General features: G+C 73.2%; 7 protein-coding genes. 4 read left to right on the top strand and 3 right to left on the bottom strand.

Annotation, left to right across the window (positions count from 1 at the left end; translation table 11 throughout):
• The first annotated feature begins 2 nt into the window (after positions 1-2).
• Positions 3-1,151 carry an acyl-CoA dehydrogenase family protein gene (locus tag LPC08_RS02185; protein ID WP_230451098.1) on the top strand — a complete coding sequence of 383 codons (1,149 nt, stop codon included), beginning with the start codon at positions 3-5 and terminating at the stop codon, positions 1,149-1,151.
• A gap of 7 nt (positions 1,152-1,158) precedes the next feature.
• On the opposite strand, the gene LPC08_RS02180 is transcribed toward LPC08_RS02185, so the two are convergent.
• The gene (locus tag LPC08_RS02180; RefSeq protein ID WP_230451097.1) at positions 1,159-1,596 is read right to left on the bottom strand and encodes a MarR family winged helix-turn-helix transcriptional regulator; all 438 of its coding nucleotides are present in this window, start codon (positions 1,594-1,596) and stop codon (positions 1,159-1,161) included.
• A 140-nt stretch (positions 1,597-1,736) separates the two neighbouring features.
• Here LPC08_RS02180 and LPC08_RS02175 point away from each other — a divergent pair, with 140 nt between their 5' ends.
• Positions 1,737-2,579, top strand: coding sequence for a p-hydroxycinnamoyl CoA hydratase/lyase (locus LPC08_RS02175; protein ID WP_230451096.1), 843 nt, complete (start codon positions 1,737-1,739; stop codon positions 2,577-2,579).
• A 466-nt stretch (positions 2,580-3,045) separates the two neighbouring features.
• On the opposite strand, the gene LPC08_RS02170 is transcribed toward LPC08_RS02175, so the two are convergent.
• On the bottom strand, positions 3,046-3,498 hold the full coding sequence (locus LPC08_RS02170; RefSeq protein WP_230451095.1) for an Lrp/AsnC ligand binding domain-containing protein: 453 nt from the start codon (positions 3,496-3,498) through the stop codon (positions 3,046-3,048).
• Between the two features lie 102 nt (positions 3,499-3,600).
• Here LPC08_RS02170 and putA point away from each other — a divergent pair, with 102 nt between their 5' ends.
• The gene (putA, locus tag LPC08_RS02165; RefSeq protein WP_230451094.1) at positions 3,601-7,281 is read left to right on the top strand and encodes a trifunctional transcriptional regulator/proline dehydrogenase/L-glutamate gamma-semialdehyde dehydrogenase; all 3,681 of its coding nucleotides are present in this window, start codon (positions 3,601-3,603) and stop codon (positions 7,279-7,281) included.
• Between the two features lie 180 nt (positions 7,282-7,461).
• Here putA and LPC08_RS02160 read toward each other — a convergent pair whose 3' ends face one another.
• Positions 7,462-10,314: a Calx-beta domain-containing protein gene (locus tag LPC08_RS02160; protein ID WP_230451093.1), complete on the bottom strand. Its 2,853-nt coding sequence runs from the start codon at positions 10,312-10,314 to the stop codon at positions 7,462-7,464.
• 346 nt (positions 10,315-10,660) lie between these two features.
• On the opposite strand from LPC08_RS02160, the gene murJ reads away from it, so the two are divergent.
• Positions 10,661-12,220: a murein biosynthesis integral membrane protein MurJ gene (murJ, locus tag LPC08_RS02155; RefSeq protein WP_230451092.1), complete on the top strand. Its 1,560-nt coding sequence runs from the start codon at positions 10,661-10,663 to the stop codon at positions 12,218-12,220.
• Positions 12,221-12,310 lie beyond the last annotated feature (90 nt).

Raw genomic sequence — 12,310 nt, 5'->3', positions numbered from 1 at the left:
CCGTGGAGTTCGGCTTCACCGAGGAGCAGGTCCTGCTGCGCGACAGCGTGCGGCGCCTGATGGAACGTCACGCCCCGCCCGAGGAGGTGCGCCGGCTGGACCGGGAGCGCGAGTACCCGGACGCGCTCTACCACCGCTGGGCGGAGGCCGGGCTGCTGGCCCTGCCCTTCGCCGAGTCGGAAGGAGGGCTGGGCGGCAGCGCGGTGGACCTGACCATCGTGGCGGAGGAGATCTCCCGCGCCAGCGCCGACCTCTTCATGGCCTATGCCGGCAGCGTCTTCTGCGGGCTGAACGTCGCCCGCAAGGGCTCGCCCGAGCAGAAGGCGCGCTGGCTGCCGCGCGTCATCTCCGGCGAGACGCGCTTCGCTATCGGCATCTCGGAGCCCGATGCGGGCTCCGATGTCGGCGCGATGCGGACGACGGCGCGACAGGAGGGCGACGCCTGGGTGATCGAGGGGCAGAAGCTCTGGACCACCGGGGCCGCGGCGCCGGGCGGCGTGCTGAACCTCTATGTCCGTACCCAGCCCGGCGACCACCGCAAGGGCCTGTCGCTGTTCCTGGTGGACCACGACGCGCCCGGCGTGCGGCTGCGCAAGCTGGACATGCTGGGCCGCCGCTCCACCGGCACCTACGAGGTCTTCCTCGATTCCGTGCGCGTCCCGCAGGACCGGCTGGTCGGCGGGCTGCACCAGGGCTGGGACTGCCTGCTCTCCGGCCTGCAGATCGAGCGCGCGGTCTCGGCGGCCGGGAATTGCGGCGCAGCGCAGGCCTGCTTCGACCTCGCCCTGTCCTATGCGAAGGAGCGGGTCCAGTTCGGCCGCCCGATCGGCACCTTCCAGGCGCTGGCCCATGAGCTCGCGAACATGCAGACGGAGATCGAGGCGGCGCGGCTGCTGACCTGGCGCGCGGCCTGGATGGTGGCGGAAGGCCGCGACGCGCTGCGGGAGATCACCATGGCCAAGCTGGCCTCCTCGGAAGCCTATGCCCGGGTCGCCAATCTCGGCATGCAGGTGATGGGCGGCTACGGCTTCAACATGGAGTTCGACATGCAGCGCCACTATCGCGATGCGCGCAGCGCGACGGTCGCCGCCGGCTCCTCCCAGATGCAGCGCGACCTGCTGGCCGGGCTGATGGGCATCCGCCCGCGCTGACGGTGCGTCAGCCGGCCGGCCCGGCCTCCCGCGCGGCGCGCAGGCGGATCAGCGCCGCGCGCAACGCCTCCAGCTCCGGCTTCGCCAGCACGGACAGGAAGCGCGTCTCCGCCTCCGTCACCGCCGCGTCGCAGCGCGCCAGCAGGCTGCGCCCGCCGCGGGTCAGGGCGATGCGCAGGATGCGCCGGTTCTCCGGCGCCTCGCGGCGCTCGATCAGGCGCTTCTGCTCCAGCGCGGTGATGACCTCGCCCATCGCCTGCGCCGTCACCCCGGCGCGCCGTGCCAGCTCGGCGGAGGAGAGGCCGGGCGCGGGCCGGTCCGACAGGCTCAGCACGGTGTACTGCGTCGGCGTCAGGCCCAGCTCGCCGAGCGCCCGCTCCAGGCAGGCATGGCTCGCAAGCTGCGCCTGGCGCAGCAGGTAGAGGGTCCGGGTCGTGCGCGACATGGGTTCCGCCGGGGCCGTCCCGCCGTTCCGGGGACGCGCCGGGTCTAGCGGCGCCGCCGCGCGGCCGCAATAAGCCCCTCGCCCATCCCGCGCCGGCACGATATAAGGCTACCTGATAATCAAGCATCGAGGAGGTTCCGATGTCCCTGGCACAGACCCAACCGGAGGAGCCGCCCGTCCTCGTGGAACGGGACGAAGGCATCGCCTGGGTCACGCTCAACCGGCCGCACAAGCGCAATGCCATGAGCCCGGCCCTGAACAGCATGATGCTGGAGGTGCTGGAGACGCTGGAGGATGACGAGGCGTGCAAGGTGGTGGTCATCACCGGCGCGGGCGATTCCTTCTCCGCCGGCATGGACCTGAAGGAGTACTTCCGCGAGACGGACGGCAAGCCGACCTCCGTCCGCTATCGCACCTACCGCGCGGCCGGCACCTGGCAGTGGCGCAAGCTGCGGCTCTATCCGAAGCCGACCATCGCCATGGTGAACGGCTGGTGCTTCGGCGGCGCCTTCACCCCGCTGGTCGCCTGCGACCTGGCCATCGCGGCGGAGGAGGCGACCTTCGGGCTGAGCGAGATCAACTGGGGCATCATCCCCGCCGGCAACGTCACCAAGGCGGTGCAGACGGTGATGAACAGCCGCGACGCGCTCTACTACATCATGACCGGCAAGACCTTCGACGGCAGCAAGGCCGCGCGCATGGGCCTGGTGAACGAGGCGGTGCCCCGCGCGGAGCTGCGGGCCCATACCCGGGCGCTGGCGCTGGATCTGGCGGCCAAGAACCCCACGGTGCTGAAGCAGGCCAAGATCGCCTTCAAGAACATCGGCGGCATGGACTGGGACCTGGCCGACGACTACCTGATGGCGAAGCAGGAGCAGGGCCGCTTCCAGGACCCCGAGCGCGGCCGCGAACAGGGCATCCGCCAGTTCCTGGACGAGAAGAGCTACAAGCCCGGGCTGGGGGCATATCGCCGCGAGGGCTGATACGGACGGCGGGATGCCCTGATCCATGCCGGCGCGGGGTGCGCCCGTGGCCCGGGGGCAAGGCGCTGCCTCGCCCCCGTACCCCCACTCCGCCAGGACCCTGCGGGCCCTGGACCCGATCAGCGCTGCCGCGGGACAGCCGGACACGGGGTCGAGGCGCCGAGGAGCCATGCTCCTCGGCGGGTACAGGGTCCGCGCTCGCGGACGCCCCTAATTGCTTCTTCGGAGTCCCATCTGTCCGCGTTCCGTCAGGGTTGAGCCCGCAGGCTGACGCCCACCGCGTAGAGCCAGACTCCCAGCGGGGACCGGGGCCCGCTTGTGGCCCCGGCAGGGGAGGGTCTGGGAGGGGACGGCGTCCCCTCCCGGTCCGCCGCCCGAACACGACAGCATGACGGGTCAACTCCATCCCACTGTCGGTATAAGGCCGGCCTGCGGGGCAGGGCCACGCCGTGGCGGTCGCGCGGGGTCAGACGATGATGTCGGCGGTGTTCTTCACCTCCTCCATGACCGTGTAGGTGTGGGTCTGCCGGATGCCCGGCAGGCCCAGAAGGGTGGTGCCGAGGAAGGTGCGGAAGGCCGCCATGTCGCGCACCCGCACCTTGACGAGGTAGTCGAAGCCGCCCGCCACCATGTGGCATTCCATGATCTCCGGCGTGCGCCGCACCGCTGCGGCGAACTGGTCGAAGATGCCGGCGCTGGTGTGGTCCAGCGTGATCTCGACGAAGATCAGCAGGGCGCGGTCCAGCTTCGCGGGGTCGAGGCGCACGGTGTAGCCCTCGATCACCCCCTCCTCCCGCAGGCGCCGGATGCGCTCGTGCGTCGCCGGCGGGCTCAGGCTGGCCCGCCGCGCCAACTCCACGTTGGGCATGCGCCCATCCTGCTGCAGCAGCCGCAGCAGGCGTCGGTCGATCTGGTCCATGCGCCGAACTTTCGCAGCAGGACAAAGCCATGTCTCCCGCTGGATTCCGCCCGGATGCAGAAAATCCGAACAATATTCGCCGTGCCCGATGCTATCCCTGCGATGTCACCGCCCCCGGTCCATCCCGCCATGCCGCCCGCCCCACCTCCTGCCACCGCCCCCTTCTCCCGCTTCCTGGAGGGAGCGCCGGAGGCCACCCCCCTGCGCGCCGCCGTCACCGCCGCCTATCGCGCGCCGGAGGCCGAATGCGTCGCCCGGCTGCTGCCCGACGCCACCCTGCCGCCCGCGCTGGCCGCCCGCGCCGAGGCCCTCGCGCGTCGCCTGGTCGGGGCGCTGCGCGACAAGGGTGCGCGCGGCATGGTCGAGGGGTTGGTGCAGGAGTTCTCGCTCTCCTCGCAGGAGGGCGTGGCGCTGATGTGCCTGGCCGAGGCGCTGCTGCGCATCCCCGACACCGCCACGCGCGACGCGCTGATCCGCGACAAGATCGGCAACGGCGACTGGCGCGCGCATCTCGGCCATTCGCCGTCGATCTTCGTCAACGCGGCGACCTGGGGGCTGGTCGTCACCGGCCGGCTGGCCTCCAGCGCCAGCGAGTCCGGCCTGTCCGGCGCACTGACGCGGCTGATCGCGCGGGGCGGCGAGCCGGTGATCCGCCGTGGCGTGGATCTCGCCATGCGGATGATGGGCGAGCAGTTCGTGACCGGCCAGACGATCGCCGAGGCCCTGGCGCGCAGCCGCCTGATGGAGGCGAAGGGCTTCCGCTATTCCTACGACATGCTGGGCGAGGCGGCGACGACGGCGGAGGACGCCGCGCGCTACCACCGCGACTACGAGACGGCGATCCATGCCATCGGCCAGGCCGCGGGCGGGCGGGGCGTGTACGAGGGGCCGGGCATCTCCGTGAAGCTGTCCGCGCTGCACCCGCGCTATCTCCGCGCCCAGCGCGGGCGGGTGATGGCGGAGCTGCTGCCGCGCCTCGCCGCACTCGCCGCCCTGGCGAAGCGCTACGACATCGGGCTGAACATCGATGCCGAGGAGGCGGACCGGCTGGAGCTGTCGTTGGATCTGCTGGAGGCGCTCTGCCACGATCCGGCGCTCGCCGGCTGGGATGGCCTCGGCTTCGTGGTGCAGGCCTACCAGAAGCGCGCGCCGTTCGTGTTGGACGTCCTGATCGACCTCGCCCGGCGCTCCGGGCACCGGCTGATGGTCCGCCTGGTCAAGGGCGCCTACTGGGACAGCGAGATCAAGCGGGCCCAGATGGACGGGCTGGAGGACTTCCCCGTCTTCACGCGCAAGGCGCATACGGACGTCTCCTACCTCGCCTGCGCGCGCAAGCTGCTGGCGGCGCGGGAGCACGTCTTCCCGCAATTCGCCACCCACAACGCCCAGACCCTGGCCAGCCTCCATGCCCTGGCCGGGGAGGAGTTCCGCCCGGGCGACTGGGAGTTCCAATGCCTGCATGGCATGGGCGAGCCGCTCTACGAGGAGGTGGTGGGCCCGGAGCGCCTGGACCGCCCCTGCCGCATCTACGCCCCGGTCGGCACGCATGAGACGCTGCTCGCCTACCTCGTCCGCCGCCTGCTGGAGAACGGCGCCAACTCCTCCTTCGTGCATCGCATCCAGGACTCCGCCATCGCCGTGGACGAGCTGGTGACGCCGCCGGCTGAGGTGGTGGCGCGGGAGGCGGAGCCGGGCACGCCGCACCCGCGCATCGCCCGGCCGCGCGACCTGTTCGGGGCGGAGCGCCGCAATTCCGCCGGCTTCGACCCCAGCGACGAGGACCGGCTCGCTGCGCTCGCCGATGCGCTGCGCGACAGCGCCGCGCGGGACTGGCGCGCCGCGCCCCGGCTCGCCACCGCCACGCCGGACGGCGCGGCGCGCGCGGTGCTGAACCCCGCCGACCACGGCGACCGGGTGGGCGAGGTGACCGAGGCCGGGCCGGCCCAGATCGACCGTGCCCTGGCCGATGCCCTGGCCGCCGCCCCCGGCTGGGCCGCGACTCCCGCCGCCGGGCGCGCCGCCTGCCTGCGGCGCGCCGCGGACATGCTGGAGGCGGAGCGCGCCCCCCTGCTCGGCCTGCTGATCCGCGAGGCCGGCAAGTCCCTGGCCAATGCCGTGGCGGAGGTGCGGGAGGCGGTGGACTTCCTCCGCTACTACGCCGCCCGGGCGGAGCGCGAGCTGGAGGGCCAGCCGCACCGTCCGCTCGGCCCCGTGACCTGCATCAGCCCGTGGAACTTCCCGCTGGCGATCTTCGCCGGCCAGGTCACCGCGGCGCTAGCGGCCGGCAACCCCGTGCTGGCCAAGCCGGCGGAGGAGACGCCGCTGATCGCCGCCCAGGCCGTGGCCATCCTGCACGCGGCGGGCATCCCGCCGGCCGTGCTGCAGCTCCTGCCCGGTGACGGCCGGGTCGGCGCCGCGCTGGTCGCCGATCCCCGCACGCGCGGCGTGATGTTCACCGGCTCCACCGCGGTCGCGAAGCGGATCGCGGCGGAGCTGGCGCGGCGGCTGAACCCGGATGGCGCGCCGGTGCCGCTGGTTGCCGAGACGGGCGGGCAGAACGCCATGATCGTCGATTCCTCGGCGCTGGCCGAGCAGGTGGTGGGCGACGTGCTGCTCTCCGCCTTCGACAGCGCCGGGCAGCGCTGCTCCGCGCTGCGCGTGCTGTGCCTGCAGGAGGACGTGGCGGACCGCATCCTGGCCATGCTGCGCGGCGCCCTGGCCGAGCTGTCGGTCGGCAACCCGGACCGCCTCGCCACCGATATCGGCCCCGTCATCAGCGCCGAGGCCCGCGACGGCCTGCTGGCCCATGTCGCCCGGATGCGGGAGGCGGGGCACAGCCTGCACCAGGCGGCGCTGCCGGCGGAATGCGCGCGCGGCACCTTCGTGCCGCCGACGATCATCGAGATCGGCGCGGTCGCGGATCTGACGCAGGAGGTGTTCGGCCCGGTGCTGCACGTGCTGCGCTTCCGCCGCGACCGGCTGGAGGCGGTGATCGAGGCGGTGAACGCCACCGGCTACGGCCTGACCTTCGGCGTGCACTCCCGCCTGGACGAGACCATCGAGCGTGCCACCGCCCGCGCCCGGGCTGGCAACATCTACGTCAACCGCAACATGATCGGCGCCGTGGTCGGGGTGCAGCCCTTCGGCGGGCATGGCCTGTCCGGCACGGGGCCGAAGGCCGGCGGCCCGCTCACCCTGCGCCGCCTGCTGGCCGAGGCGCCCGCTGCCTCTCCCCTGCCCGCCGGACGGGCGCCGGAGGCCGCGCGGCTCTGGGCCGCCTGGCTCGCCCGCCGGGGAGAGGTGGAGGCGGCCGCACGGGCGGAGGCGATGATCGCCGCCACGCCGCTCGGCATCGCCCTGGACCTGCCGGGCCCCGTGGGCGAGCACAACCGCTATGGGAGGGAACCGCGCGGGACGGTGCTGTGCCTGGCCGGGGATGCGGCGGAGCGGTTCGACCTGGTCTCCGCCGCGCTGGCGACCGGCAACCGCGCGGGCCTGGAGGCGGGCGTGCCCGGGGAGCTGCCCGGGGACCTGCCCGACGGCCTCGCCGGCTGGATCGTCCCGGCGGCGAGCGGCGCGGCGCAAGCGGTCCTGGTCAGCGGCGACGACGCGGCCGTGCTGGCGGCCGCCGCGGCGGCCACAAGGCGCACGGAGGCCGTCATCCCCCTCCATCGCTACCGCCGGGGCGGCCCCGCGCCGCTCGAGCTGCTGGTGCAGGAGCGCTCCGTCAGCACCAACACGGCGGCTGCCGGCGGCAATGCCAACCTGATGATGCTGGGCTGATCCGGGCGGGGACGTGCCCCTGCCGGGCGGTGCGGCCAGGCCCCCTCCCCGGGATCGGGCAGGGAGCCAAGCTGGCGGCCGGTTCGCGCCGCCGGCGGGGATGGCCGAGGCGGGGGCGACGGGTCATGCGCCTGCGCGCGGCGGCACGCCACGCGCGCAGGCGACGCGGTGCGCCGCGGCCTACAGCAGGTCGGTGCTGGCCACGCGGGCGGTCGCAGCGATGGCGAGGTCGTCGTTCAGGATGGTGCCGATCCCCGTGGCGTCCGCCAGCGTCGCGCCGCGGGGGTTGGAGAGCAGCAGCGACAGGGTCTCGTTCGCCTCCTGCGCCAGATCGGCGGTGACCGGCACCAGGATCGTCTTGCTCGTCTCCCCCGCGGCGAAGGCCAGGGTCCCGGAGACGCCGGTGAAGTCCGCGCTGCCGGCCGTGCCCGCCACGGTGCGGTAGTCCACCAGCACGCTGCCGCTGGCGGGAGCGGAGAGGGTGACGGTGAAGGCCAGGCTGTTCGCATCGCCCGCCGTGCCGCCGCCCTCGCCGAAGTCGAACTGGATCGGGGCCAGCTCCGCCAGCTTGCCGGCATGCACCGTGCGCCAGTCGTCCTGCAGGATGCCGCCGGTGTCGCCGGAATTCGGGTTCCAGGACCACCAGGTCCAGTTCAGCCCGGTCTTGCCGGCGGCGAGGTCGTTGGTGCCGTTGGCGTCGAAGTCGCCCGAGAGGTAGGCGGTGATCTTGTCCAGCCAGGCCTGGTCCTTGGGGTCGACGAGCTTGCTGCCGAACTCGCCGAGCCAGACCGGCGCGATGTTCTGCTCGTAGATGTAGCCCCACATCTGCTCGAACTTCGCCGGCAGGTTGTTGGGGAATCCCGGCTCGGAGAACCAGCTCTGTCCGTAGACCGAGTTCGGGTAGTCGTGCGCCGAGTAGACCAGCCGGTCGGCCACGTCGAGCACGATCGGCCGGTCCTTCACCCCCATCAGGTTGCCGCCCCACCAGTAGTTCTGCCCCTGGTAGGTGCTGACCCCCTCCACGAAGATCAGCCAGTTCGGGTTGACCGACAGGACGGCGTTGCCGGCGCGTTCCGCCGCCGCCGCCCAGTCGTTGGCGCCGCCGCCGCCCCAGCTGCCGTTGTGGGGCTCGTTGTGCAGGTCGGCGCCGATCACCGTGGGATTGTCGGCATAGCGCGCGGCCAGCATCTTCCAGTCGCCGATCCACTGCGATTCCGGGTGCTGCGCGTCGTACCACAGACCGTTCTCGGAGGTGCCGGCGCCGGCGCTGCTGCGGTGGTGGTCCAGGATGATGCGCAGGCCGATCTGGCCGGCATACTCCACGATCCTGTCCATCATCTGCAGGCCGGTCAGGCCCTGCAGCCCCGGATTGGCCTCGATGCCGTTGATCGCGGTGGCGCGGAGCAGGTCGGAGGAGAAGGGCAGGCGGATGGTGTTGAAGCCCAGCTCCGCCATCTGGTCCATCATCTCCCGGTAGTCGCGGGCCCACAGCCCGTGCGGGGAGAAGGTGCCGGATTCCATCCCGAACCAGTTGATGCCCGCGATCTGCACCGGCTTGCCCGCGGCGTCGACGATCTGGTTGCCCGCGGTATGGAACCAGCCGGCCGCCACGCCGTCGCCGGCGACGGCGGGGTTCCCCTCCGCCACCGAGGCGTCCGCCACGCGCAGCGCCGGCAGCGCCGCGGCGTCGTCGTTGCGGATGGTGGCGGCGCCCGTGCCGTCGGCGATGGTGGCGCCGGTGGCGCCGGACAGGAGCAGGGTGAAGCCCTCGTCGGCCTCCACCGCCGTGTCGCCGGTCACCTTCACCGTCACCGTCTTGCTGGTCTCGCCGGCGGCGAAGGTCAGCGTGCCGGACGCGGCGGCATAGTCGCTGCCCGCCGTCGCCGTGCCGTTGGCCGTGGCGTAGCGCACCGTCACCGGGGCGGACGCGGCCTGGGACAGGCTGACGGTGAAGGTGGCGTTGGTGGTGCCGGCATTCCCCTCGGCCACGGCGACATCGTTCACCGAGAGCGCGGGGAGCGGGGCGGCATCGTCGTCCAGGATCGTGCCGTCGCCGCGGTTGTCGGCGATCGTCGCGCCGGTGGCGTTGCCGAGCATGACCATGAACTTCTCGTTCGCCTCGGCCAGCGTGTCGCCCAGCACCTTGATGGCGACGGTCTTGCTGGTCTCGCCGGCGGCGAAGGTCAGCGTGGCCGAGGCGGCGGTGAAGTCGCTGCCCGCCGTCGCCGTCTGCCCCACCGTGGCGTAGCGCACCGTCACCGGCCCGGTGGCGGCGTGGGAGAGGCTGATGGTGAAGACGGCGTCGCGGGTGCCCGAATGGCCCTCCGTCACCGTCGCGTCGCTGATCCGCAGTTCGGGCGGCGTGGCAGGGGGGATGTCGTCGTTGAGGATGGTGCCGGTCGCCGTGGCGCGGGCCAGGGTGGCGCCGCTGGCGCCGGAGAGGCGCAGCGCGAGGGTCTCGTCCGCCTCGGCCGCCGTGTCGCCCTTGACCGCGACCTGCACGACCTTGCGCGTCTCGCCCGCCGCGAAGGTCAGGCTGCCCGACTGCGCGACGTAGTCGCTGCCGGCCAGGGCCGTGCCGTCGGCGGTGGCGTAGGCGACCGACACGGGCGCCGCCGCCGGCTTGGAGAGGGTGACGGCGAACTCCATCACCTTGGTGCCCGCCGCGCCCTCCGTCACGGAGACGTCGGCGACGCTGACGGCCGGGAGCTCCACGGGCGGGCCGCCGCCCGTCCCGGCGCCGTTGAGGGTGAGGTTCGCTGCCTGGTTGCCGCCGCTGCCGGCGCTCGCCTGGAAGCCCAGCGTCACCGTGCCGTTGGCCGGGACCGAGGCGTTCCAGCCGAGGCTGCGCAGCACGTAGTGCGTGCCGGCCCGGCTGACGATCTCCGCGCCCCAGATGTTGGTGATGGTGAAGCCGGCGTCGAACTCGACGGTCCAGCCGTTCAGCGCCGTCGCGCCGGCGGCCACGGTCAGGTTGGCGGTGAAGCCGCTGCCCCAGTCATTGGAGACGGAATAGGTCAGGCCGGCCGCCATGCGCCCTCGCTCACGATTCGGTGTGGTAAGGAAAACGAGACAATATCGCACCGCGCGCGACGTCAAGTTACCGGGCGCGACAATTCTGCACGAAAACCGTGCAATCCACCGGACCAGCGGGAATCCCGGGCCGGCCCGGTCCGCCGTGCCCGCCGATCGGGCAGGCGGCCGGCGGCCCGCCGCCGTCGCGGCGCGGCCACACCCCGCGGCGCCCCTCCGCCGCCGCGGGCCGGATGGGTTCCGCTTCCCGGGCCGGGGGGCTATCAGCGCCGCGGCCGCAGCGGCCAGGCGCCGGCCCTCGCATTCCCGGCCCCTCTCCCCCGGCCCGCGAGGAACCTGCCGTCCCATGCTCCGAGGCATCCTGACCGTCGGCGTCTGGACCCTGGCCAGCCGCATCCTCGGCTTCGCGCGCGACATGCTGGTCGCCGCGATGATGGGGGCCGGGCCGGTGGCGGATGCCTTCTTCGTCGCGCTGAAGCTGCCCAACCTGTTCCGCCGCCTGTTCGGCGAGGGCGCGTTCAACGCCGCCTTCGTCCCCGCCTTCGCCGCCACTCTGGCCGGCGACGGCCCGGCCGCCGCCCGGCAACTGGCGGAGCGCATGGCCTCGCTGATGGCCATCTGGCTCACCGGCCTGACAGTGCTGGGCCTGGTCTTCATGCCCCAGGTGCTGGCGGTGCTGGCCCCGGGCTTCGGCGACGACCCGTTGCGCTGGACCTATGCGGTCGAGATGACGCGGATCACCTTCCCCTACCTGCTCTTCATCTGCCTGACCGCCCTGGTCTCGGGCGTGCTGAACGGGCTCGGGCGGTTCGGCGCGGCCGCGGCGGCGCCGGTGCTGTTCAACGTCTTCGCCATGGCCGCGCTGCTCGGCCTGACGCCGCATGTCTCCACCCCGGGCCACGCGCAGTCCTGGGGCGTGATGCTGTCCGGCATCGCGCAACTGGCGCTGGTGTGGATCGCCGCCGCCCGCGCCGGGATGCCGCTGTATCCGCGCCTGCCCCGCCTCGATCCCGGGGTAAGGGCGGTGCTGCGGCGCATGGTGCCGGGCGTGCTGGGGGCGGGGGTGACGCAGCTGAACCTGGCGGTGGACGTGATCATCGCCTCGCTGCTGCCGGCCGGCGCCGTCTCCTACCTCTACTATGCCGACCGGGTGGCACAGTTGCCGCTGGGCGTGGTCGGCGCCGCGGTGGGCACCGCCCTGCTGCCGCTGCTGGCGCGGCAGTTCCGCGCCCGCCAGCCGCTCTCCGCCCATCGCACGCTGAACCGGGCGCTGGAGTTCTCGCTCGCCCTCACCCTGCCGGCGGCGGTGGCGCAGTGGATCGCGGCGGATGCCATCGTCACCGCCCTGTTCCAGCGCGGCGCCTTCGGGGCCGAGGCCGCCCGGGCCACCGCCGACGCGCTGGCCGCCTATTCCCTCGGCCTGCCGGCCTTCGTGCTGGTGAAGGCCTTCGCGCCGTGCTTCTTCGCGCGCGGCGACACGGCCACGCCGGTCCGCATCGGCATCGGCGTGGTGGTGCTGAACCTGCTGCTGAACCTGCTGCTGACGCAGTTCCTCGCCCATGTCGGCATCGCGCTGGCCACCGGGATCGCCGCCTGGGTCAACGTGGCCGTCCTGGCCATGCTGCTGCACCGGCGCGGCGCCTGGCGCGCCGACCGCCGCCTGCGCCAGGCGCTGCCGCGGATGCTGCTGGCGAACCTGCTGATGGCGGCGGTGGTCTGGGCGGCGGAGCTGGCGCTGTTCCGCACGGGCTGGCTGCCGGGCGGGCGGCTGGCCAGCCTCGCCCTGCTGATCATGGCGGGGATGGGCACCTATTTCGGCGCGGCCCACTGGCTCGGCGCGCTGGACCTGCGGGAGCTGCGGCGGCTGCGCCGGCGCCGGGCCGGGCCGGCCGCGGCGCAGCCCTGACCGGCCAGGGCGGGCGCGGCCGCGGATCATGGCAGGATGGGCGCGCGGAACCGGACGCACCCTGGTAGTCTCGCCGGCAAAGACTCGGAT

The organism is Roseomonas sp. OT10 (genome assembly GCF_020991085.1).
In the GTDB taxonomy this organism is placed as follows: Bacteria; Pseudomonadota; Alphaproteobacteria; order Acetobacterales; family Acetobacteraceae; genus Roseomonas; species Roseomonas cutis.
This window is presented reverse-complemented; position numbering and strand designations above follow the sequence as displayed.

Bases quoted from the DNA above. Each gene is read 5' to 3' on its own strand.
- LPC08_RS02180 (WP_230451097.1), bottom strand. From the start codon at position 1,596: ATGTCGCGCACGACCCGGACCCTCTACCTGCTGCGCCAGGCGCAGCTT.
- LPC08_RS02175 (WP_230451096.1), top strand. From the start codon at position 1,737: ATGTCCCTGGCACAGACCCAACCGGAGGAGCCGCCCGTCCTCGTGGAA.
- LPC08_RS02170 (WP_230451095.1), bottom strand. From the start codon at position 3,498: ATGGACCAGATCGACCGACGCCTGCTGCGGCTGCTGCAGCAGGATGGG.
- putA (WP_230451094.1), top strand. From the start codon at position 3,601: ATGTCACCGCCCCCGGTCCATCCCGCCATGCCGCCCGCCCCACCTCCT.
- murJ (WP_230451092.1), top strand. From the start codon at position 10,661: ATGCTCCGAGGCATCCTGACCGTCGGCGTCTGGACCCTGGCCAGCCGC.
- LPC08_RS02160 (WP_230451093.1), bottom strand. From the start codon at position 10,314: ATGGCGGCCGGCCTGACCTATTCCGTCTCCAATGACTGGGGCAGCGGC.